The organism is Neorhizobium sp. DAR64862/K0K3, assembly GCF_050500185.1.
Classification (GTDB): domain Bacteria; phylum Pseudomonadota; class Alphaproteobacteria; order Rhizobiales; family Rhizobiaceae; genus Neorhizobium; species Neorhizobium soli.
On sequence record NZ_CP191450.1, the window covers coordinates 980,480 to 1,004,002 of the forward strand.

A 23,523-nucleotide genomic window follows, 5' to 3' on the forward strand; every position below is an offset into this window, starting at 1 on the left:
TCCTTATTCCGCTGCGGCGGCAACGGGTTGTGTGCTCGTGCCGACGTCGCGGCCACCAATGACCAGGCCCGCGGCAAAGAGGCGCTGAGGCGCCATCACGATCTCGCCGCGTACATCTTCGAGTGCAAACGAGCCGTTGCGGAGTTCGAGCACGCTTGCATCGCCTTCGGCGCCGATCTTGAAAGTGCCCAGTTCCGGCCGCTGCAGGGCGTTTGCCGCATTGATGGTGGATGCGGCGATCACCTCGCTCATCGGCATGCCGAGTGCGAGGAACTTCGATAAAGTTGTCACCTGGTCGTAGGCCGGACCTTCGATGCAAAGTGCATGTACATCGGATGAAATCGTATCCGGTGGAAAACCCTGGTCCAGCATGGCGCGCGCCGTCTTCCAGGAAAACGAGCCCATTCCATGACCGATGTCGAACAGGACGCCGCGCTCGCGCGCCTCGAGAATTTCAGGCTTGATCTTGCCCTTGCCATCGACAGGGGAATTGGGGAACGGGCGATAACAATGTGTCAGCACGTCGCCTTTGCGAAGACGCGAGACGACGGCTTCATAGGAAGGCGGCGGCTCGTCGATATGGCACATAACAGGAAGATTGGTCTCGTCGCCCACCTGCAATGCGATGTCGAGCGGCTGGATCCCGGATGGCCCTGAGGCGTGCTTGCCGATACGAACCTTGACGCCGATAATCACATCACGATTGGCATTGATAATTTCGACCGCCTCGCGTGCGGCCATCAGGCGCAGATCATGGCTTTCGCCCAGCATGATATTCTTGGCAAAGCCATAGATACCTGCAAACGACACGTGCAGATAAACAAGAACGCGTGCCGTGCTCTGCTCGATGACGTGCTTGCGGAAGCCGGGAAAGTTACCCGGTCCGGCGCTTCCGGTATCCACACAGGTGGAAACCGCGCTCTGGCGCGCGAACGCATCCGGATCGACGCCGAGCGAAGTGCCACCCCAATAGACATGCGTATGAAGATCGATAAGGCCCGGCGTGACGATCAGGCCAGATACGTCGCGTTCCTGCAGGCCGGTAAGATTTTCGCCGAGAGCTGCCACCTTCCCGGCGGAAAAGGCCACGTCGGCGACACGGTCAATACTTTGGGACGGATCGATGATGTGGCCATTTTTCAGTACGAGATCATATGCCATGACTGCGACTTTCGGTTATTGGCGTTATCTGGAGTGACTTACGCGGGCTCCGGTGTCAGCGTTGAAGTAGCGGAGAGCCTCGGGGCTCGCTCCAACGGTGATCGTTTCGCCCGGCGAAAGCCCGGCAATGTCGGTACAGGTGGCGCGCACGATATGCCCGCCGATCGCGATATCGAGGAACTGGAACGGACCAGCAGGTTCGACCAGCACTAGTTCGCCGCTGAGCGTGAAAGGATTGGCGATGCCGTTTCCGAGCTTCAGGTCATGGGGGCGGACGCCCACCACATGATCGGCCGCGCCGCCACAGAGATCGCCTGGTAGAAAATTCATCTGCGGGCTTCCGATGAAACCGGCAACGAAGCGATTGGCCGGACGGCTATAGACGTCCATCGGGGCGGCGAACTGCTGCAGCACGCCATTATTCATTACCGCGATCCGGTCGGATAGAACCATTGCCTCCTCCTGGTCGTGGGTGACAAAGATGACGGTGATGCCGAGTTCCTTCTGCAACCGACGGATTTCCGTGCGCATATGGACACGCAGCGATGCGTCGAGATTCGACAGAGGCTCATCCATCAGCAGGACGGAAGGATTGCGCACGATGGCGCGACCAACGGCGACACGCTGACGCTGGCCACCTGAAAGTGCTGCCGGAAGCCGGTCCAGCAGAGCCTGAATACCGAGAACGTCGGCGGCCCACGCAACCTGCTTGGCGATGGTTGCCGCATCGATCTTCTGCTGTCGCAACGGAAACGTGATATTGTCGCGAACGGTCATATGTGGATAGAGCGCGTAATCCTGGAAGACGAGTGCGATGTTGCGCTCGCGCGGCCCCAGATCCGAGATTTCACGTCCGTCAAAGCGGATCGAACCATCGGAAATCTCTTCGAGACCGGCAATGCAAAACAGAAGTGTCGACTTGCCGCAGCCCGACGGGCCAAGGAAGGAGATGAATTCTCCATCCTTGATCGAGAGGTCGAGACCTTTCAGTACATGCGTCTGGCCGTAACGTTTGTTGAGGCCGGCAATATTGATGGATGACATAGATAGCTTCCCTTCATCCGTTTTGAGTCAGCCCTTCACCGCGCCGGAAAGGGCGCCCTGAACGAGGTAGCGTTGAAAGAAGAATGCAATTGCAATTGGGGGTAGAATCGCCAGCACGCTTGCCGCGAACATCGGGCCATATTCGTAAAATCGTGCCTGGTTCAGGAAGCCCGCGATGATCACTGGGATCGTCTGGGTCTTCATGGTCGTCGTCAAGATCATGGCGAAGAGGAACTCGTTCCACGAGACGAGGAAGCAGAATATCACTGCCGCGATGATGCCTGGCCGCACGATCGGCACGAGAACCTTGATGAACATGGTCCAGCGGCTGCAACCGTCGATCTGAGCTGCCCGCTCGAGGCTCGCCGGCAAGTTCTCGAAACTCGCTTTCATCATCCACGCGGCCAGTGGCATGAGGATGGTCGAATAGGCGATGATGACGCCGAGATAGGTGTCGATCAGCCCCATGGAACGGAATAGGATGAAGAAAGGCAGGACGAGGGTGAGCGCCGGCACCATGCGCGTCAGAAGCAGGGCCCAGAGGCTGACGGCGAAGAACCGCCTGTTCGCGTAGCGCGCAAAACCGTAGCCGGCGAAGGTGCCGAGCGCGACGTTGATCAGAGAGACGATTGCACCGATGACGAAACTGTTGAACAAGGCGACCGGAACACGCTGGGCCTGCACGCTCGTAGTCCCCTCCGCCATCAGTACCATGCGGTAGTTCTCAAGCGTCAACGAAGACGGAAAAACTGAGGGCGGCGTGCGGATGAGGTCGGTCGGGGGCGACAGGCTGATCATGATGAGAATGGCAACCGGCAGAAAGGACCATACGAAGATTGCCAGAACGCCCATGCCAAAAAACACCCGCGTTAGGTTGCGTTGCGTCGTCGGATGGATAAGCGGGCGCATGTTCCATGGTGGTATGACAACCATTGCGGGGCGAACTCTGGGGATTGTTGCGACAGGCTTTCCTGGAATCTCCGACGCAGGCTTTGGCTTCTTTGGGCTTAGAACGAAGAAATACAGAACGGCGAGAGCCAGGCTCAACATGGTCAGAAGGTAGAGCGTTGCGGCTCCTTCGCCGAAGCGTAGGAACTGGAAGGACTGGACGTAACCGAGCCATGACAGTGTCGTGGTCGCCGCTCCCGGTCCGCCGCGTGTCATGATCCAGATGATGTCGAACGTCATCAGCGCATTGATGGTGGAGACGATGGTAGAGAAGAGCAGCGACGATTTCAGCCATGGCAGCGTAATCGAGAAGAAGCGCCTGACTGGACCGGCACCATCGAGTATCGCAGCGCGATGCAGGTTGCCTGGCATCGACTGCAACGCCGACAGCATCATCAGGGCTGTGAGCGGCGCCTGATTCCATATCTGAGTAATTGCTACGAGATTCAGCGCTCGAAAGCCGTCACCGAACCATGCCGTGGCAAGTGAACCTAGTCCGAGATCATGAAGCAGGCCGTTGAGGAGACCGAAATTTCCGGCATAGATGAATGACCAGAGCACGCCAATGGACACAGGCGCCATAGCCCACGGAATGAGGACGACGCTGCGCAACAGGCCGCGCCCCAAAAATCTCTGGTTCAGCACCAGTGCGAAAATGATGCCAAGCACGGTGGTACCAACAACTGCCAGTACCGAGAAATAAGCCGTTCGCCTGAGCGCCGCCCAGAAGTCAGCGTTTTGGAACACGCGGCTATAATTGGCGAAGCCGACAAATATCCATTTCTTGGTAATTGGATTGGTGCTGTTGAAGGAAAGATACAAGCTGTAGAGCAATGGGATGCCGACAATCAGCACCATAAGCACAAGGACCGGTGCCACGGTGAGGTAGGCAAAGGCGGGCGCGGTGCCGACACGGCGGCGGCGCGGCGCGACAATGTCTATTTTGGGCGCGTCTGCGGTAAGCGTCATGATATCCCTCGCATGCCATCGCAGGTAGACGCCGCATCGGCGCGCCTTACGATCATTTTGGGGGCTGAACTCCGGAATGCGGCCGCCATCGCCGACGTAAGACGGTCGCATTCTCCAACTTTGCGGATATCCGGTTTCTACTGGTACTGAGACTTGAGCTCGGTTGCCTTTTCAGCCAGACGCGTGACGAGTTCGTCCGTCGAGCTGCCTGAGCGGATATATTCCTGCACCTGCTGCATCATGAACATATCCCATTCAGGGAACCAGATGGCCTTGCCGATGGCACGCGACGTCGCCATGCCTAGCTGCTGTGACGACACATTCAGATCACGCCATTTGGAAAAGCTCTCGACGATGTCGGGATCAGCCATGACTTCCTTGTAGCCAGAGCCGAGGCCGAACTCGAGCGCCCAGCGCTTGATGACGTGATACTGGCCATCGCTTGCTTTGCCGCCAAAAAACTTCAGCAGGTTCCAAACACGTTCTTCATCTACGGGTTGTGCGCCCATCAGATAGGAGGCGGTCCAGGCCATGGTGGAGCGTGTGGCACCGGGCATCAGTGAATTGCGCACCTTGCCGGCGATCTTGGAAACAGCCGGGTCGTTGGCAACCTTGTGGTTATAGTCATGGACAACCATGAAAGTGTGTCTGCCCGAAGCATAGGATGGCACGCCTTCACCTGGCAGCGTCATGATATCAGCGGTAACGAGGCCTTCCTTGTAAAGGGTCTGGTGCACTTCGAGGATTTTTCGCAATGCCGGCTCGTCGATGAAATTGCCGTCCGCGTCAAAGACCTTCGCGCCCTCCGAATACCAGCAGGCAAACATGTTCCATGACATGTTCGGCCAGTTTTGCTGCCACATGCCGTGGAACGGCGCATCGGAAATGCCGTCGGCCTTGAGTTTGCGACAGGTTTCAAGCACCGCATCCCAAGTGGCAGGCGCTTCGACTCCAGCTTTCTGAAGATGCTCCTCGTTGTACAGGAAGGTGTTGTAACCGGCATAGTACGGCAGGCCGCACAGTTCGCCCGTCGGCAGCGACAGGGATTGGACACTGACCGGGAACATGCCGGCCTTGATCTCATCCACGCCCGGAAGCTCTTCGATGCTGCGGATCCATTCGGCCGTATGCCAACGCGCGATATAGTTCTCTTCGGCATAAAGCATGTCGAGATGCTGGCCGCCGGTCAGCTTAGTTTCAGCCAGCGGATGGTAGTCACCGGAAATGAGTTCGTAAGCGACGTTCTCGTCGTATAGTTTCATGAAAGTTTTGACGTTTTCCTCGACGATCGAAGGCTGATACTGCCAGCCTGCAAAAGTCAGGGCCGTCGATGGTGCAGCAAAGGCGCGTCCGCCAAGCATGGAAGCAGCTGCGAGGCCTCCCATCCCTTTCATTACGTGGCGTCTGGACATGAGTATTCGTTCTAGCGAAGAAGTCATGCTAGTTCCCCTTAGCGATGGCTTGTTGGAGCGGTATTCCGGTTCCCTCGGAATATGCAGAAACTAAATTTTCCCGTGTCGTGTCGACTTACAGGCGTCTCAATGCGCTACAGCCATAACTATGAGCCATTTTTTCAGGCTGTCTATAGAAATTTTACTTCCAGATCATTTTATTGCATTTCTTTGCCTCAATCTCAAATTATGCGATTTTTTTGATCAGAAAATGCAAAAAATAGCCGCTGATATTTAGTCACATAGCGGCTGCACGTCTGGCTTATCTCTGGACGTCGCCAGCTGCTGCTTCAAGCGCCGTAGCTTTTCGCGTCCGGTGTCATTTCGAGCGATCGCGACACTGTAGGCGATGATATCGATCGCGATGAGGTAGGCATATCGCATGGATGATGGGCTTAGGATGTCGTCGTCTGGAGGGCTATCTACGGCCAGGACTGCATCAACGGCTGTCGCCAAGCTGGAATTGCTGGGAGCAAGCGCCACGGTCGTTGCACCGTATTCGCGTGCAACTGAGACCGCACGTTCCAAACCGCTGTTTTCTCCGGTAAGAGAGCAGCAGACAACGAGATCCTGCTTGTCGACGGTCGAGGCAAGCATGAACTGCATCTGATGATCACAGCAGGGTATAACGCGAATACCGAGGCGAAAGAAGCGGTTCTGAATCTCTTCGATCAACCATGAGGATACACCGCCACCGCCAAAAGCGTAGAGCGTCGTACAATGGCTTACCAGATCGACTACGCGACTGGCCTGAGAAAGATCAATCCCGTGGCTTACGTCATCGATGGTCTTCTGTGCACGCTTGCTGACCCGCTCAGCGACCTCTTCGATCGAGGCAGGAGGCGTCATTGGTTCGAGATAGTGAATCCCGACCCGCACGGAGCCCATGATCTTCAGCTTCAAGTCCTTCAAACCGTCACAACCGATCGTACGCGCAAAGCGCGTAATCGTGGGCGCAGAGACATTGAGCCATGTCGTCAACTCCTCGATTGGAAGTTCGACAAAGCGATGAGGTTCGGAGAGTATTGCATCGGTGATCCGACGGTTCGATTTCGACAATGCCTCACGCGTATCGACCAGCTTCGCAAGAATGTCCTGGGCTCTCGCTTTATCATTGGTGCGAGTGGCAGCGCGTGTGACGGTTATAGTGCTTGATCGTTTCAACGTCATCGGATCTCCAATTTCTGGAGAAAATCCAACCAAAGCACTGGCCTGTCAACAAACCTGCCCCATGGAACCCATGACGTAAGGTTCACCGAAAGCTTTCGCCGGCGATCGAACGCAGCTCATTTCTCCTCGAAAGCCATATCTACTCGGATAGACGCTTGATGTGGCTGAGAATAAAAAACTTGCCTCGGCGATGTATCGGGTGGAGCGATCCGGCTCATGCTGCCTCAAACTTGAGTATATCCGCGATCTTTTCGGCCATCATGATCGTCGGAAGATTGGTGTTTGCACAAGGAATGGTCGGCATGATCGAGGCATCGCAGACATAGAGGCCCTCCATGCCCCGCACCTTGCCCGATGCACCGGTGACCGCCATCCGATCGCCTTCGGCTCCCATGCGGCACGTGCCGGACGGGTGCCAGACACCGCCGACGACTTCTGAAATATAGGCTTCGAGCTCGGCACGGTTGCCGGCAAGTCGCTTCGGATCGTCGTAATTGGCGAGCATATAGGGGAAGGCCTTTTCGCGCAGATTGCCAATCGCATCGAGACCGACCGCGCCGATAGCCGTGACGGCAGCGCCAAGGCGCGACGGTTTCGAGAACAGCTTGCCTATCTCGGACATGCCGCCGGCATAGACACCGGATACGACGGAGCCGAGGCTAGGATCGGATGTCAGGCGCACCGCGCGTTCGAAGGCATCGGCGAGACGTACAAGGTCACGGCGATCCGAAAGCATGCGGAAATCGATACGCGGCGATGCATCCGGCGCCGACGGATCGAGCAGAAGCTGACCGCGCGAATAGGACTTGTTGACCCAGAAGAATACCGAGCCGAGCTGACGGCCGACCGAATGCCAGGCGGCACGTGTGACGAAATTCATATGCATGTCTCCCTCCGGGCAGCCTTCGAGGCCGGAGGAGAAGCGGTAGCCGATAGGGATATGATAGTCCGGCACGCCCTTCTGACGCGCGCCAGGTTTCAGGAACGGCACGAGGCCTGCCGAGGGATGTTCCATCAGGTTCTGGCCGATGCCGGGCAGGTCCCGCAGCACCTCTATGCCGCAATCGACCAGATGGGTAGCCGGACCGATGCCGGATCGCATCAGCATGGCGGGCGAGGCGAGCGCGCCGGCGGAGAGTACGACGCGAGCCGCACGAAGGTCTTCCCGGACACCGGCACGAAGCGCGGTGACACCGGTCGCCCTGCCCTCTTCGATCAGCAGGCGCGAGACGGTCGTTTCCGTGCGGATCTCGAGATTGGGGCGGCGGCGGACGTCCGGCGTCAGATAGGCCCAGGCAGTGCTGACGCGACGGGCCTTTTCGTCCATGTTGACCGCCATTTCGAACAGGCCCTCCTGCCACACACCGTTCTGGTCGGGCAGAAAGGAAATGCCCTTCTTTTCGCAGATCGCCAGCATGGCGCGGGTGAAGGGCGTCCACAGGACCTCCCCACGGCGACGGATCGGAAACGGACCGGTCTGGCCGTGCAGTTCGTTATCGAAATCGAGGTCGCGCTCAAGCTTCCTGAAATACGGCAGGCATTCCTCCCAGGACCAGCCGGCAACCCCCATCTCACCCCATTCGTCATAGTCGTGAGGAGCGCCGCGATTGGCGCCGATGCCGTTGATGGCCGAGCCGCCGCCCAGAACGCGAGCCTGCTCATAGCGGGCTGCCTGTGTCTCCGGTCGGTTGGAACCGCTATGTCGATAGGAGGCCTTGAGGCTCCATGTATAGCGGGGGTTGGAATAGGCTACACCCGGATAGGGATTGGCGAGATCGGGAAAGTCTTCCGGGCGCGCAGCGTCCATGCCAGCCTCCAGCAGGATGACGCGAATACCGGGATTTTCAGTCAGCCGGGATGCGAGGACACAGCCCGCAGATCCTCCTCCGACGATAATATAGTCCGCATGAATGGTGTCCGCAGTGCTCATGTCAGTCCTCGAAGCGCCGATTGGTGTCTGGAAGAAATGCGCCGGTCAGGGCGCCTTGTAGGCGATGCAGTCGACCTCGACCTTGCAGTCGACGACCATGCGCGACTCCACGCAGCAGCGTGCCGGCGGGTTGTCGCCGAAATACTGCTCGAACACGCCGTTGAAGCTCCAGAAGTCACGTGCATCGTCAACCCAAACGCCGACGCGGACGATGTCGGAAGGCTGGTATCCAGCATCCTTGACGATGGTCAGCATATTCTCGATGGCGATTTTGGCCTGTTCGACGATGCCGCTGCCAACGACTTCGCCGTCACGCATGGGAGTCTGGCCGGAAACATACAGCCAGCCGCCGGCTTCCACCGCCTTTGCAAAAGGAAGCTTGCGGCCGCCCGAACCACGGCCCTCGCCCAGTCCGTGCCTGATGATGGTCATGATATTTTCCTCTCAATGCTTCACCGTGCCTTGGCGCCGGCTACGGGCTAGTGTCAGCGGGTGATGTCGATCGTCATGGTCTTGAGATCGCACATCTCCATCAACGTGTGTCGACCGCCGGTTCTGCCGAGCCCGCTATTGGTGCCGGCAGCTCCGCCGGCCGGGATATGCGGCTCCCAGTAGCAGCTCTTCTCGTTGACGTTGACGATGCCGCAACGAAGGCTTTCCGTGTAGAAGAAAGCCCGTTTGATGGAATTGGTGAAGACTGCTGCGTTGAGACCATAGGGGCTGGAAGCCGCAAGTTCGAGCGCCTCCTCATCGGTCTCGAAGGTGAGAACCGGTGCTACGGGTCCGAAGGACTCTTCCTTGTTGAGCAGGCTGTCGCGGGTCAGGCCTGTCACGACGGTCGGCTCGAAATAGAGATTGGTCGGCATGCCCGCAGCGATCCTGCCGCCCTTCACCACATCGGCCTTTCGCGCAAAGGCGTCGTTCATGTGCTCCAGCATCTTGTCCAGAGCAGAGGCGTTGTTGACAGGCCCCATGGTCGTCGATGGGTCGAAGGGGTCGCCCATGCGCACCTTCTCGGCGGCCTTGATCAGCCCCTCGACGAAGCGGTCGTGGATTGACTTGTGCACCAGGATGCGTTCGGTCGCGGTGCAGATCTGGCCGGCATTGGCAAAGCAACCCGCGCCGACGAGTTCGGCGGCGAGATCGATATCGGCATCCGGCAGCACGATGGTCGGGCCGTTGCCCCCCATTTCGAGCAATAGCGGCTTTCCGGCACCACGGCGGGCAATGATGCCACCAGTGACGGAGCTGCCGGTGAAGCCGATCGCGTGCGTACCTGGATGAATGACAGCCTCGTCCCCCACTTCCGCACCGTCGCCGAGCACGAGGTTGATGACGCCATCGGGAAGGCCTGCCTCGATGAGGCACTCCATCAATGCGACGGCGATCAACGAGGTGGTCGGCGCCGGAATCCAGACGACCGTGTTGCCTGTCGCGACCGCCGGGCCGAGATAATAGAGGCATGGCAGGCCGAGCGGGAAATTCCACGGCGTGATGATGGCGAGTACGCCCTTCGGCTGCAGGAAGGAGAATGCTCGCTTGTTGGCATCGGCGACCGGAAAAGCGGCCGTTTCCAGCCACTTCATCTGCTCGGCAGCATTGCGGAAACCGAGCGAGGCGGCGCCCACCTCGGCTTTTGCTTCGCTGTGAAACGGCTTGCCCTGTTCGAGGCAGAGAAGACGGGCAAGCTCGTCGGTACGACGGTCGATCTCGTCGGCGATCTTCATGCAGAGCGCCGCCCGCTGGAAAACGCCCATCTTGGAGATCAGCGGACGCGCGGCATTAGCCGCTTCGACAGCACGGCCGACATCGGCGCGGGTGGAAAGCGCGAGATAGCCGAGCTCCTCGCCCGTCGAGGGACTGTCGATCTTCAGGAATTTGCCGGAACTGCCGGGCAGCCATTGCGAACCGATACGGTTGATGCCGACACGAAGCCCCGTGGACGGCTCAGCTACGATAGGCATCCCGCGCAGGTTGGGGCCGTCGAGAGAGGATTTGAACTGGACCGTCATGGGATGCTCCTTTGACCGTATTCCGATTGAATCTTGAGTATGGTTTCGCGGCTGCGCCGCACCGCTTCGACAAACAGACGTTCGCCGGCCTCGCGTGAGGCTTCCGAAGGCGTGCCTATGACGCCATTGTCCCGGATCTGTTCGAATGGCCGCCAGACGGTGACTGCCGGCCCGGCATAGAGATGCGGATCGGGCCACGAAGGTGGCGTTCCTCCTTCGGGGATCAGGTTTTCGCGCACGCTTTCGGGGATGACATGCATCATCAGCGAGGTTTCAAGCGCGCAGGCATGTCCCGTTCCGCCGGCATGATCCGGCAGGACCTCGGACGCGACGTCCGCAATCAGATCGAAATAGGAAAAACCTGCCGAAACCACGCCTTGACGGCCGAGCGTCGTGATAGCCACCTGGATCGCCGCGCGGTTGCCGCCATGCCCGTTGATGATCACCGGCAGGAAGCCATCCTCCCACAGGCAAGTGCAGAGATCGACCAAGACGGCGATGAAGGTCTGCGGGCTGAGGCTCATCGTACCGGCAAAGGCGCGATGATGCTGCGACGATCCATAAGCAAAGGGTTCGCAAACCCGGATGCCGCGCTCTCCCTCGGCCGCGGCGTTGGCGACGGCCGAGACAAGCCAGATATCAAGCCCCATCGGCAGGTGCGGGCCGTGTTGCTCCACGGCGCCGGTCGGCAAAAGCGCCACCGGCCGGTTGGTCCCTTCACCGACGAGATATGCTGCGTCCGGTGAAGTCATCCACCCGAAAGACGACGGACCTTGCGCAAAAAAATCGTACAGAGGCTGGCTCATCGCGCCGGCTCCAGCAGACGGGTTTTGGCATAGGTCATGCCGGTATCCGCCAGAAGTGCCGCCATGATGATCGCGCCCTTGTAGAGTTCGAGGCTCGACGGATCGGTACCGAAGATGCGCAGCGCCGTGGTCAGCAGACTGACGATAAGGGCACCGACCACCGTGCCCCAGACGGTGCCACGACCACCGAAAATGCTTGTGCCGCCCAGCACGGTCGCAGCGATCGCATCGAGCAGCAGCGAGGTGCCGCCGATATTCGGTGTCACCACCGGCACTCGGCTGATCATCACCACCGCCGTCAAAAAGACGAACAGGCCTGACGCGGTGTAGATCAGGATCGTGTGACGGGTCACCGGGATGCCCGCGAGTGCTGCCGCTCCAGCATCCGAACCCAGTGCATAAGTGCGCAAACCGAAGCGGGTCAGACGCATCAGGACGGCCGCGGCGATCACGATCGCGAGCGTGGCGAAGATCACATGGGGAATTCCGAAACTGCGCTCGATTCCGATGAAGCGCAGCGTCGGATCCTTCAGCATCAACACGCCCTTGGAGGCGACGGCAAGGGTTGCTCCCTGCAGCACAACCATGGCCGCCAGCGTGGTGACGAAAGGCGGAATTTTCAGCAATGAAATGACAAGGCCGTTGACGAGGCCGACTATCAGCATCGCAGCAAGACCGATCGCAAGCGAGCCCGGCAGGCCGAAACCCGCATCGATCAGGCTTGCGATCAACACGGCGCAGAAGGCCACGCCGACGCCGGCGGCCAGATCGATACCGCCAGTCAAAAGGACGATCAGCGCTCCGATCGCCAGGACTGCGATCGGCGTCGCCTGCGATACGATGTTGATCAGGCTCTGGCTGGAAACCACGCGCGGATCGACGACGGCGAAGATCGCCATAAGGGCCACAAGAAGGATCAGCGGCGAAAGGTCGAGAACCTTCTTCAAGGCGAGATTGCGGGAGGAAATCATGTCAGTTCATCCTTCTACCCAGTCGAGATATGCAGGAATGAGAGGGAGACGCAGCTCTAATCACGTTGTGGCCTCCATGGAGAACTGACCGACGGAGGGTGCCGCACTGCGTTCTGCCCGAGGCGTGCCGACGCGGCGGTGATTTTCACCGAAGGCAAGCGCCATGACGTCCTCCTCGGTGGCGCCGCGCTTCAGTTCGCCGATCGAGCGGCCCTCGCACATGACGACGATGCGATCTGCGACACCCAGAACTTCGGGTAGCTCGGACGAGACCATGATGATCGCCGCGCCCTGTTGCTTGAGTTTGGCAATCAGGTGATGCAGGTCGGACTTGGCGCCGACATCGACCCCGCGGGTTGGCTCGTCGAGGAGAATGACGCGCGGCCTGGTGGCCAGCCACTTGCCGATCACGACTTTCTGCTGGTTTCCGCCGGAGAGTTCGATCGTCATTTTGTCGGCCTGCGCCGGGCGCACGCCAAGCGATGCGATCAATTCTCGCGCCAGCCGCCCGATGCCGGCCATGGGCAGGATGCCGAACCGACTGTGCTCACGCATCCAGGCGAGCGAAAGGTTGTCGCGGATCGACATGGTGCCGACAAAACCTTCGAGATGGCGATCTTCGGGGATGTAGACGATGCCGGCGCGATTAGCGGCTTTCAGATTGCCACCGGCCTGGCGCTCGCCAAACACGTCGAGCGTACCTTCCTGGATGGTATCAAGCCCGGCAATCAGGCGCAGTACCTCGGAACGGCCGCTGCCCATCAGACCGGCCAGTGCGACGATCTCGCCGCAGCGGACGTGCAGCGAGGCGGAATGCAACAGCTTGCCATTGGAGATGTTGTTGACCTTGACCGCGACCTCGCCGATCTCGGCCTCAAGATGCGGGAAGATGTCTCCGACCTCACGTCCAACCATCATCGAGACGATCTCGGCCTCGTCCGTCTCGGCGGTCTTGCGCTCGCCAATGAACTTGCCGTCGCGCAGCACGACGACGCGGTCGCACTGGTTGAAGATCTCCTCCATCTTGTGGGAGATGTAGAGGATGCCGGCACCCCGCGCCTTCAGCCGATCGATCAGCGTATAGAGCTGATCCCTTTCACGGTTGGAAAGCGCACTTGTCGGCTCGTCCATGACCATGAACCAGGCGTCGGCCAGCACGGCGCGGGCAATTTCCACCATCTGCTGGCGACCGACCGAAAGCGTGCGCAGTTCTGCATCGACGTCGATATCAAGCGAAAGTTCCGACATGATCGCACGTGCCTCGCGTCGCATGCGGCGACGGTCGAGAAGGCCGAAAGCGGTGCGAGGTTCGCGACCGACGAACATGTTTTCGGCCACCGTCAAGTCCGGTGACAGGCTGAAATGCTGATGGATAACGCTGATACCCTTGGCATCGTTGGGAGACGCGAACGTCACGGGCTTTCCATCGACAAGCAGCCGGCCTTCGTCCGGGCGGTAGACGCCGGAGATGCACTTGACCAGCGTCGATTTGCCGGCACCGTTCTCACCGGCAAGCGCCACCACTTCGCCGGCAGTGACAGTGAAGGAAACACCGTCGAGTGCCTTGACGCCGGGGAAGATCTTGCCGATGCCGCTGAGCGTGATCGAATGCTTTTCGCCATCGGTTTCCGCCGCGACTGCCGCTGCTGCTGATCCGGCGGCTTTCGCACGGCGCCGCATTGAGCCAACGAGCCGCGTGATGGTCTCGGGCTGGCTGGTCAGCACGGCGACGACGATCAGCGCGCCGGTAATGTAGTAGATGATAATCTGCGGCACCTGCAGGAACGAAAGGCCGGTGTTGATCACACCCAGCAGCAGCGCACCGATGGCCGTGCCCCAGATGGAGCCTCTGCCACCAGAAAGTTTGGTACCGCCGATGATGGCAGCGGTGATAGCGGTGAATTCAAGGCCGGTTCCGGCGAGCGGCTGGGCCGAACCAAGACGTCCAATGGTCAGGATAGCACCGAGGCCTGCAGTGGCGCCGGCGATCAGGTAGACCGAGATGCGCACGAGTTCGACCGGCACCATAGAGACGCGTGCGGCCTCGGCATTGCCACCGATCGCGTAGATCCAGCGACCATAGACGGTGCGGCGGAGTACGAACCACCAGACACAGAGAACAATACCGGCGATCACCACCGAGACCGGCAGCAGACCGACCGTGGCACTTCCCGCATAAAGCACGGCGGGGTCGGCTATTGGCAAGCTCGATGCGCCTGACAGGCTAAGCGAAAGCCCGCGGGCGAAAGCCATTGTCGCCAGTGTGGCGATAAAGGGAGAGATGCCGGCGAAACCGATGAGCAAACCATTGAGCAGTCCGATCAGCGCACCGCTGGCAATGGCTGCGATCAGGGTCAGCGTCGCCGAACCTGTCGACGCGAAAACTATGCCTGCCGCAACACATGCGAAGGCAAGCGTGCTGCCAACGGAAATGTCGATTCCTCGGGCGATGATGACCGCAGTCATGGCGAAGGCAACAAGTGCGATCACAGCACTTTGCTGAGCGATACTGACGAAATTGCCAGCTGAAAGGAACCGAGGGTCGATCCAGCCGAAAACGGAGATCGCGACCACGAGCACGACGACCAGAACCGGTTCGTTGTGGCGCAATAGGGATATGATCCGGGAGTGTGACACGTGCGACCTCCATCAAAAGGTGTGCACCGATCGCCGCGGTAGAAGCGATGTGCAAGCAACTATGGATTGAAGTGACCGGTGCAGGTTGGGAAGCACCGGTCATTCCATGACGGCTTTACTTGCCGACAGTCATGGCCGATGCCGGCACTTTCGGGCCGAGCTGTTCGGTATAGTTCTTGGCCTCGACGGCCTGCTTTTCGGTGTTGATATAGTCGACGGTCAGGCCGGAGGACTTCAGCTTTGCGGCCGTTTCGTCGGAGGTGACGAAATAGGTCGGCATGTAGAGATCCTTGGGAAGGTCCTCACCCTTGGCGAGGCGGGCGGCGACTGCGACGTTCCAGTAGCCGACACGGTAGGCGCCGGTCATGACGTCCATCACCATCTTGCCGCTGTCGATCAGGTCCTTCATCTCGGCGTCGCCGTCATAACCGCCATAGATGAGCTCGCTACCCATCGCGGCAGCGACGGAATCGGCTGCCAGGCAAAGGCTGTCGGAAATGCAGGCAACCGCCTTCAGGTCTGGATAGGTGGTCAGCCAGGTCTGGGCGGCGTTGGTCGCCTTGGCAGCGTCCCAGCCGGTGGGTTCGACACCGACGATCTTGATGTTGGGGAATTCCTTCTGCATCGTCTCGACAAAGCCCTTTTCGCGGGTGTCGGAGACGAAATTGCCGCGCGAGCCGACGAGAAGGGCAATTTCACCCTCGCCGCCAAGCGAGGTTCCGATGGCGCGTGCCACCATGGCCATGTTGTTATAGTCGGGATAGAGCGTCGAATAGTTTGCGCCGGCCTCGACCTTGTTGCCCATGGTGATGACCGGAATGCCGGCGGCGGTTGCCTTTTCGATGGCGGGAACGACGGCGTTCTTGTCTATTGGATCGATCAGGATAGCGCTGACGCCCTGATTGATGAAGTTCTCTATGATGCCCACCTGCTTTTCCAGGCTGCCTTCGGCACTTTGCCAGGTGGATTTGACACCGTAATCGGAGGCCGCGACGTCGCCGGCTTCCTTCATCCGGACGTAGAAGGAATTCTGCAGATCGATTGCCGCAAGGCCCAAAACCTTTTCCTGTGCCATGGACGGGGTTGCCATTGCGAGCGCGACCAGCGCGACGGATGCTTTAAGAATGCTACGCATGTTTTCGTTCTCCTCTGCCATCAGCAGTTCATTGGATGGTGGCATTTCGGGCGTTTTCCGCCTCTTGTCGGTATTGACCGATCAGGTCCGCTGCCTCAGGCAGCGGTGTCGGCGATCGCGTTCCGCATCATCGCGGTGCGCATCGTCATTTGGCCTTGACGCTCCTCAGGCGCCGAGGCCGTCCACGCCGGCGCCACAAACCAGGCCGGCAATTCTTTCTCCTTTTTGCGCTTTCACAGCACCCGACATCAGCGCGGCAAGCGAGGCCGCCCCACTCAGGTCGGCGGCAATGCCGAATTCGAACCACAGGAGTTCGGCAGCACGCTGCATGTCTTCGTCTTCAATAAGAACGATGTCATCGACATGTTGGCGGGCGATCTCGTAGATGCTTTCGTCGGTACGGCCGCAGGCCATGGTGGCGACACGGGTGGTGATCTGCGGCAGGCGCACCACCTTGCCGGCAGCAAAAGAGGCATGCAGCGTCGGCGAGCCGACCGGCTCCACACCGATGATGCGGGCTTTCGGGTTTGTCGCCTTGATGATCTGCGACATGCCGGTGATCAGTCCGCCACCGCCGATCGCAACGATATAGAGATCGACATCCGGCACCTGTTCCAGCATCTCGACCGCCACAGTCCCCTGCCCCGAAACGATCGCATCGTCGGCAAATGGGTGCATGTAGAAGGCGCCGCAATCTTTGGCGAAGGCCTGTGCCGCCTCATGCGCTTCGTCCCAGACGGAGCCTGAATAGCGGACGTCGGCCCCCCATTTCCTGAGCTTCTGCTCCTTGATCGGGCTGGCATTGGTCGGCAGGAAAATCGTCGCCGACACGCCTGACTGGCGTGCCATATAGGCGGTTGCCAGTCCATGGTTACCGCCCGAGGCGGCCACGAGCCCGTTGGCGAGCTGTTCGGGCGCAAGTGTTTTCACCCGGTTGACGGCGCCCCGGATCTTGAATGAGCCGCTGATCTGGAGGCACTCAAGCTTCAGGTGGAATTCCTGCGGAAGCTCCGCCCCGGCGCAATGGGAAAGCCGCAACATGGGTGTCTTGCGGATGAAAGGCTTGATGCGCTCTGCGGCGGCTTTGATGCTCTCAACGCTCATGGCCGACCTCCTCTTCAGCCAGTGCTTCGGGATATTCGTTGGCAAGGACGAAACAGCAATTACCGGGGCGAACGCGGCCGGGGTGACGCTTGGCGAAGACTACGCCGTCGATCGGGTGGTACAGCACCAACGGCTCGCGTTGCGGCGTACGCAGGAAGTGGATCCGGCCGGCGATATCGCCCTTGTTCACCACGGTTCCCAGTTCGGTGATCGGCTCGAATACGCCATCCTCATCCGAGATGATGTAACCTTCGGCCCCCGGAACCTTGAGGACGCGCGCATTGGCACTCGCCGGGATCTCGACCTTGCCCTGCAGGACGCCGGCATGTTTGAGGACATTGCGGATGCCGCGGCGGCATATGGCCAGCGCATCCTGGCTGACGAGACCGCCGCCGGCCATTTCGCTGCCGATAACGATCAGGCCCTGAAGGTTGGCTGCGGCAGTCGAGGTGCGGGTCTCGCCGAGATTGTCGACCATCACCACCGTAGGCGCCCCAAACGCAAGCGTCGCCCTGATGTTGCGGCGATGGCCGTCAGGCGTCGGTGACGGCTCGATAATGGCGCTTGGGAGGATCATCAGCGAGGAGCCGCCGGAATGCAGGTCGAGGAAGTAGTCGGCGATAGGAAACAGGCAGTCGTTTACATAAGCAGCGATCTGGTTCGTCAGCGTTCCGTTGAAATCTCCCGGAAAACTGCGGTTGAAGTTGAGCCCGTCGACCGGGGAAGTCCGCGTTCCAGCCTCGACGGCGCGCACATTGATGGCGGGAATGGCGATGATGCGACCACGGATGTCGGCGGGATCGATCTCGCGCAACAATTCGCCAAGCGCGATCGGGCCTTCGTATTCATCGCCGTGATTGCCAGCCTCGATCAGCACCGTCGGGCCTTCTCCATTCTTGACGACGGCGAGCGGCACCTGAACCGAACCCCAGGCATCATCGTGGGGTGACTGCGGCACATTGAAATAGCCGATCTGCTTCCCGTCGCGGTCGAGATCGATTGAGGTGAAGACGCTGTTGCGCCGAGGTGTCGCCACCTTGCGAACGGCCTGACCGGCCTTCATCGCTGTCAGATTTGTCATCGCGCCCACTCGTCTTTTTTCTCGTTGAGGTGAGTGTGACAGTTTTATATATGGAGTCAAGTTTGCATATGAAACAAATGACAATATGGTCGGAACTTTAATATGGTTGCCGTGATGACAAGGATTCGACTGATGAACGAAACCGCAATCGAGGCGGGAAAACCTGCATATTCGGCCCCTGCACTGACAAAGGGGCTGGAGGTTCTGGAGCTTCTGGCGGAAGCGCGCAACCCGTTGACCATGAAGGAAATTGCCGATGGTCTCGGCCGCTCGAAGAGCGAGATTTTCCGGATGCTGGTTGCCTTGCAGGAACGGGGATACATTACCCGCGATCCGGAGACGGATGCCTATTGCCTGACCGACCGGCTGTTCAAGCTCGGCCTGCATACGCCGAGCGCGCAGGACCTGATTACGGCGGTCATGCCTGAACTTTCCAGGATTGCCCATGACACAAGACAGTCGCCGCACCTTGTCGTGATCAATCATGGCCTGACAGTCGTGACGGCGGCCGTGCCGGGAGGCGAGGACATGTCGTTTACCCTGCGGCTCGGCTATGGCCGCCTCGCCTCGGATTCGACTTCCGGCCAGGTCATGCTCGCCTTCCAGGCGCCCGACATGGCTGAGCGTATCCTCGGCGAATGCGATGCCCATGCGACGTCGCCGGTCGACAGGGCTGCGTTGTCGGCCCATCTGACGCGCATACGCGACCGGGGCTACGAATTGCGCGAAAGCCGCGATTTCGTTGGCATTACCGACATCTGCTGCCCGATCCTTGGCACAGACGGCAACGCCGTGGCCGCGGTCATCATCGCCTACGTCAATCGTCACACCCGGGAAAGTCGACATGAGCACACCGTCCACGTATTGAAGGCGGCCTGCGATCGCATATCCGCCAAGCTTTCTAACCGTGTTCGACCGCCGGGTGAGCTGTTACCCGATTGAGAGTAGACGAAGTCGGCGCCTGCGCAGTTCTTGCCGTGAGAGCGTCAGCGCAACGCCTTGCCCTCGCGATCGAACCTGTAAGTAAACCCCTCTGCCGGGGAGAGATTGATCTTGTCGCCGACTTTTACCGACGGCGCACCGGCCATGCGCACAACGAGAGAACCTGCCTCGCCGCAAAGCACATGAACGTGGCTTTCGGCGCCAAGATTTTCGGTGAGCTCGACCGAGCCCTTCCATGTCCCTACGCCCTCGACGATCCTCAGATGTTCCGGCCGGATACCAATGGTCTCAGCCCCCATCGCAGCCGCGATCCTGCCTCCGATGCGGTTCATCTTCGGAGCGCCGATAAATTCGGCGACGAACAGGTTTGCAGGACGCTCGTAGAGTTCCTGCGGAGTTCCCACCTGTTCGATCACCCCGTGATTGAGCACCACGATCCGGTCCGCCATCGTCATCGCCTCGACCTGGTCGTGGGTGACGTAGATCATCGTGCTTTCGAGCTGCTGGTGCAGCTTCATGATTTCGAGGCGCATGCTTCCGCGAAGCGCCGCGTCGAGATTGGACAGTGGCTCGTCGAAAAGAAAGGCGGTCGGATTGCGCACGATCGCGCGACCGATTGCGACGCGCTGGCGCTGGCCGCCCGAAAGCTGTGATGGGCGACGTTCGAGAAAGCGGGTGAGATCGAGAACGCGGGCCGCATCTTCAACTTTAGCCGCCGTCGAAACCTTGCTCTCGCCGACCATTTCCAGCGGAAAGGCCATGTTCTGACGTACGGTCATGTGCGGATAAAGCGCATAGGACTGGAACACCATGGCCAGACCGCGCTCGCCGCAGGGTGTCATGGTGACATCCTTGCCCTCGATGCTGATCCTGCCACCGCTGGTCTCCTCCAGTCCGGCGATCAGGCGCAGTAGCGTCGACTTTCCACTGCCCGAAGGACCGACGAAAACGACGAATTCGCCCTTGCCGATCTCCAGATCGAGAGAGGGAATGACGGTATTCTTGCCGAACGCCTTTTTGACACCGTCGAGTGTGATCTGAGCCATGGTCAATCCGTTTCCCTGTCCGTCCGGCTCAGCCCTTGACCGCGCCTGCGGTCATGGATCCGGTCAATTGTCGATAGATGAGCATGCCGAGTACCGCAGGCGGCAGCGCACCGAGGATCATCACCGCTGACGCTACGCCCCATTGCACGCCCCCGCCGCTGGCGGAAAAGAAGAACGAGGCCCCAACGGTGACGGGCACGGCATTGCGCGTCGTCAGCATCAGGCCGAACAGATATTCGTTCCAGGCGGTGATGAAGCCGAAGATGAAAGCGGTGACGACCGCCGGGCGGATCACCGGGCGCACGATACGCCTCAGGATCACAAACGCGCTGGCACGGTCCATGCGGGCGGCCTCGTCGATCTCCGTCGGCATGTCGGAAATGGCATTGACCATCATCATCAGGCTGAGCGGCAGATTGACGATGGTGAGGATCAGCCCGAGGCCAAGACGGGTATCGAGCAGCCCGACGAACTGGAACATCATGTAGAGCGGGATGGCGAAGACCACCAGCGGCACTGCGCGCAGGTTTGCCACCAGCGGCAGGAGATGGCGACGGCCGGTGCCGGTGCGCACGATGGCATAAGCTGCCGGAAGCGTCAGAAGCAGTGCCAGCAGCGAACCTATGAGTGCCGCGACAGTGCTGTTGAGAAGATAGGCGTAGATATTGAAGCGGCTGGTATCTGTCAGCACTCTGGCGTAATTGGCAAGCGTCGGCGCCTGAATGATCAGGCCGGGATTCATCGCGATTTCCCTGGCACTCTTGAAGGAGGTGATCAGCGTCACGATCACCGGAAAATTCATGGCGAAGGCGGCGACCGCGAAAACGATCCAGCGAAGCGCGTTCATGCGGCCATCCTCCTACGGTCCAGTCGGGCTTTGAGCACGGCGGCGCCATAAAGCACGACCAGCGAGGCCAGGAACATCAATACGGAGGCGGCAACCGCCTGGCCGATCTGTCCGCCCTTGAAGAAGGATTGGTAGATATAGATCGACAGCGACATGGTGGAGCCACCTGCACCTGCTCCGGTGAGCGCAAAGACATTGTCGAACACGCGAAAACCGTCGATGAAGCGGATGCCGAGCGCGATGGCGATCGTCGCCTTCATCATCGGCAGCTCGATGCGCCACAGGATCTTCCATGCAGTGGCCCGGTCCATCGCTGCAGCCTCGCGAATTTCCGCAGGTATCGAGATGTAGGCGACATGAAACAGCAAAAAGGCGAACGGCGTCCATTGCAGCACTTCGACCACGACCAGTGTCCAGAAGGCATTGTTGGCATCGAGAAAGGCGGGGCTGTTGCCGAACCAGAGCGTCAGGTAATGGGGCAGCGGCCCGGCAAATTCATGCAACACGAGGCGATACATGAGGCCGACCATCGATGGCGCCACCATCATCGGAAGCATGATGAGAGCCAGCGTCCAGCCATGACGGCTGACAATCGGTGAAAGAAATATGGCGAGTGCCAGGCCAAGCCCGCACTCGATGATGGCGGTCAATACGCCGAAGCGAAGTGAAAACCAGCAGGCAGCCCAGAATTCGGGATCGGCAAGCACCACGCCGAAGTTTCTGAAACCCACGATTTGGGGTGCCCGCATGGTCTGGAAAGTGACGTCGGACAATGCGTAGACGATGTCGACCAGGGCCGGGAAGCTCAGGAAAACGATTAGGAAAGCAACCAGAGGCGCCAGAAGAAGCCGCCCTTCGCGTTGCTGTGGAGTGCTGTGCATGATGCCGTCCGCAAAGGTTTGCCCAGGCGGCAAGACGCCTGGGCGTTGACGCTTACTTCTTGAGCAGATCGGTCATGGTCCGGGTGGCTGCAGCTAGCGCCTCATCGAGGCTTTTCTGGCCTGCCCAATAAGCGGTGAATTCCTTGGCCTGGGCTTCATAGACCGACAGCGCACCGGCAGACGTGGCCCCGTTCATGACATAGCCATAGGCGCCGGCGAACTCACCGAGCTTGACCAGATCGGGGCGGTCCGCTGCGATTTTAGCAACGACATCCGGTGCGAGAGCCGGAGAACCACCAGCCTTGGCGTAGGCAAGGGCGGCATTTTCCGATGCCAGCCACTTCAGGAAGCGAACCGCGCCTTCCTTGTGCTTGGAGCTCTTGTTGAGGCCCAGTCCAAGACCGTGGATGTGGTCCTTGCGGCCTTCGGGACCGGATGGCGGTGCGACGACGGCGGTGTCTTCCGCAACGGCGGGAGCCGTGTCCGGGTTCATCAACTCACCCGCTGCGGCATTCCATTGCAGTGCGGTGGCAACCTGACCCGAAGTCCAGGCGGCGTTGGTCTCGGGATATTCGTAGCTGAGCGAATCCTTGGGCGTAGCGCCCGCGTCATAGAGCTTCTTGTAGAGCTCGAGGCCGGTGCGGTAAGCCTCAGAATCGACTGTTACCTTTCCGGAAGAATCCGTCCAGTCCGCACCGTAGGAGCGCGGCAGGGACTGGAATACCATCATGTTGAACAGCAGGTTCTTCATCTGCAGCACGGTGCCATAACGCACCGGGCTGTCCGGATTGATTGCCTTGGTGAAATAGAGCGCCGTCGCTGCCCAGTCGTCCCAGCTCCACTGGTCGGGATCCTTGGGGGCGAGTTCCTTGCCGAGGTATTTCTTGGCGATTTCCGCATATCTGGCCTTGGCCGCGTCGTCGGCCATCAGGGCGTCGATCAGATCCTTACGGTAATACATGAAGTGCAGCGACAGGTCGGTCGGAACGCCGTATTGCTTGCCTTCGAACTGCATGGTTTCAAGAATTGGTTTGCCGAACACCTTCTCGGCGTCGGCGCCAAGATCGACCGGCTCCATGAAGGGCGCGTAGCGGCCGATCGAATAGGTTGCGATCAGGTTGATGTCGAAAGCATCGGAACCGGCAGCGAGATCCGCCTGCAGCTTGTCGTAAAAGCCATCACGGTTGAAGAACAGCAGCTCGACCTTGTCGGCATTGGCCGTACCCGGAAGCGCGTTATAGGTTTCAACCGCGGCACGCAGAGCGGTTTCTTCAGAACCGCCGGGCCAGCCGAGCACGGTTACTTCTGCCGATGCCAGGCCAGGCATTGCTACGGTGGTAAGGAAAGCCGCCACGCTGGAGGCCACGAGGCTGCGAAATATTGTCATG

The 23,523-nt window shown here is 59.7% G+C and carries 19 protein-coding genes; 1 reads left to right on the plus strand and 18 read right to left on the minus strand.

Annotated elements, in window-relative coordinates:
- Positions 1–3: 3 nt before the first annotated feature.
- The 14 genes from ACQY1L_RS21370 to ACQY1L_RS21435 form a co-directional block, all read right to left on the minus strand.
- Entirely contained in the window at positions 4–1,161 is a 1,158-nt protein-coding gene (locus ACQY1L_RS21370; protein WP_430244323.1) for an amidohydrolase/deacetylase family metallohydrolase, read from the minus strand.
- A 24-nt stretch (positions 1,162–1,185) separates the two neighbouring features.
- A complete protein-coding gene (locus ACQY1L_RS21375) occupies positions 1,186–2,205 on the minus strand; it encodes an ABC transporter ATP-binding protein (protein ID WP_430244325.1) in 1,020 nt (339 codons plus the stop codon).
- Positions 2,206–2,232: 27 nt separating this feature from the next.
- The gene (locus ACQY1L_RS21380; protein WP_430244327.1) at positions 2,233–4,122 is read right to left on the minus strand and encodes an ABC transporter permease subunit; all 1,890 of its coding nucleotides are present in this window, start codon (positions 4,120–4,122) and stop codon (positions 2,233–2,235) included.
- A gap of 137 nt (positions 4,123–4,259) precedes the next feature.
- Positions 4,260–5,516: an ABC transporter substrate-binding protein gene (locus tag ACQY1L_RS21385; RefSeq protein ID WP_430244329.1), complete on the minus strand. Its 1,257-nt coding sequence runs from the start codon at positions 5,514–5,516 to the stop codon at positions 4,260–4,262.
- A gap of 291 nt (positions 5,517–5,807) precedes the next feature.
- Entirely contained in the window at positions 5,808–6,743 is a 936-nt protein-coding gene (locus tag ACQY1L_RS21390) for a MurR/RpiR family transcriptional regulator (protein ID WP_430244331.1), read from the minus strand.
- Positions 6,744–6,957: 214 nt separating this feature from the next.
- Positions 6,958–8,673: a GMC family oxidoreductase gene (locus tag ACQY1L_RS21395; protein ID WP_430244333.1), complete on the minus strand. Its 1,716-nt coding sequence runs from the start codon at positions 8,671–8,673 to the stop codon at positions 6,958–6,960.
- A gap of 45 nt (positions 8,674–8,718) precedes the next feature.
- Positions 8,719–9,105: a RidA family protein gene (locus tag ACQY1L_RS21400; protein WP_430244335.1), complete on the minus strand. Its 387-nt coding sequence runs from the start codon at positions 9,103–9,105 to the stop codon at positions 8,719–8,721.
- A gap of 53 nt (positions 9,106–9,158) precedes the next feature.
- Positions 9,159–10,685 carry an aldehyde dehydrogenase family protein gene (locus tag ACQY1L_RS21405; protein WP_430244337.1) on the minus strand — a complete coding sequence of 509 codons (1,527 nt, stop codon included), beginning with the start codon at positions 10,683–10,685 and terminating at the stop codon, positions 9,159–9,161.
- Positions 10,682–11,491 carry a creatininase family protein gene (locus ACQY1L_RS21410; RefSeq protein WP_430244339.1) on the minus strand — a complete coding sequence of 270 codons (810 nt, stop codon included), beginning with the start codon at positions 11,489–11,491 and terminating at the stop codon, positions 10,682–10,684. Before ACQY1L_RS21410 ends, ACQY1L_RS21405 begins: the two co-directional genes overlap by 4 nt.
- The gene (locus ACQY1L_RS21415; protein ID WP_430244341.1) at positions 11,488–12,462 is read right to left on the minus strand and encodes an ABC transporter permease; all 975 of its coding nucleotides are present in this window, start codon (positions 12,460–12,462) and stop codon (positions 11,488–11,490) included. The genes ACQY1L_RS21410 and ACQY1L_RS21415 overlap by 4 nt, the downstream gene beginning before the upstream one ends.
- 60 nt (positions 12,463–12,522) lie before the next feature.
- A complete protein-coding gene (locus ACQY1L_RS21420) occupies positions 12,523–15,099 on the minus strand; it encodes an ATP-binding cassette domain-containing protein (protein ID WP_430244343.1) in 2,577 nt (858 codons plus the stop codon).
- Between the two features lie 115 nt (positions 15,100–15,214).
- Positions 15,215–16,234, minus strand: coding sequence for a sugar ABC transporter substrate-binding protein (locus ACQY1L_RS21425; protein ID WP_430244345.1), 1,020 nt, complete (start codon positions 16,232–16,234; stop codon positions 15,215–15,217).
- Between the two features lie 165 nt (positions 16,235–16,399).
- Positions 16,400–17,338, minus strand: a complete 939-nt coding sequence (locus tag ACQY1L_RS21430) for a threonine ammonia-lyase (RefSeq protein WP_430244347.1) — start codon at positions 17,336–17,338, stop codon at positions 16,400–16,402.
- Positions 17,328–18,419, minus strand: coding sequence for a succinylglutamate desuccinylase/aspartoacylase family protein (locus ACQY1L_RS21435; RefSeq protein ID WP_430244349.1), 1,092 nt, complete (start codon positions 18,417–18,419; stop codon positions 17,328–17,330). The genes ACQY1L_RS21430 and ACQY1L_RS21435 overlap by 11 nt, the downstream gene beginning before the upstream one ends.
- Positions 18,420–18,551: 132 nt before the next feature.
- On the opposite strand from ACQY1L_RS21435, the gene ACQY1L_RS21440 reads away from it, so the two are divergent.
- Positions 18,552–19,361: an IclR family transcriptional regulator gene (locus tag ACQY1L_RS21440; RefSeq protein ID WP_430244351.1), complete on the plus strand. Its 810-nt coding sequence runs from the start codon at positions 18,552–18,554 to the stop codon at positions 19,359–19,361.
- 44 nt (positions 19,362–19,405) lie between these two features.
- Here the strand turns inward: ACQY1L_RS21440 and ACQY1L_RS21445 are convergent, their stop codons facing one another.
- The 4 genes from ACQY1L_RS21445 to ACQY1L_RS21460 are packed head-to-tail and all read right to left on the minus strand — an operon-like array spanning position 19,406 to position 23,522.
- On the minus strand, positions 19,406–20,407 hold the full coding sequence (locus ACQY1L_RS21445) for an ABC transporter ATP-binding protein (RefSeq protein WP_430244353.1): 1,002 nt from the start codon (positions 20,405–20,407) through the stop codon (positions 19,406–19,408).
- Positions 20,408–20,435: 28 nt separating this feature from the next.
- Positions 20,436–21,254, minus strand: coding sequence for a carbohydrate ABC transporter permease (locus ACQY1L_RS21450; RefSeq protein ID WP_430244355.1), 819 nt, complete (start codon positions 21,252–21,254; stop codon positions 20,436–20,438).
- Complete coding sequence (locus tag ACQY1L_RS21455; RefSeq protein ID WP_430244357.1) at positions 21,251–22,135, minus strand: carbohydrate ABC transporter permease; 885 nt, start codon at positions 22,133–22,135, stop codon at positions 21,251–21,253. The genes ACQY1L_RS21450 and ACQY1L_RS21455 overlap by 4 nt, the downstream gene beginning before the upstream one ends.
- Before the next feature lie 52 nt (positions 22,136–22,187).
- Entirely contained in the window at positions 22,188–23,522 is a 1,335-nt protein-coding gene (locus ACQY1L_RS21460; protein ID WP_430244359.1) for an extracellular solute-binding protein, read from the minus strand.
- Position 23,523: the final 1 nt, after the last annotated feature.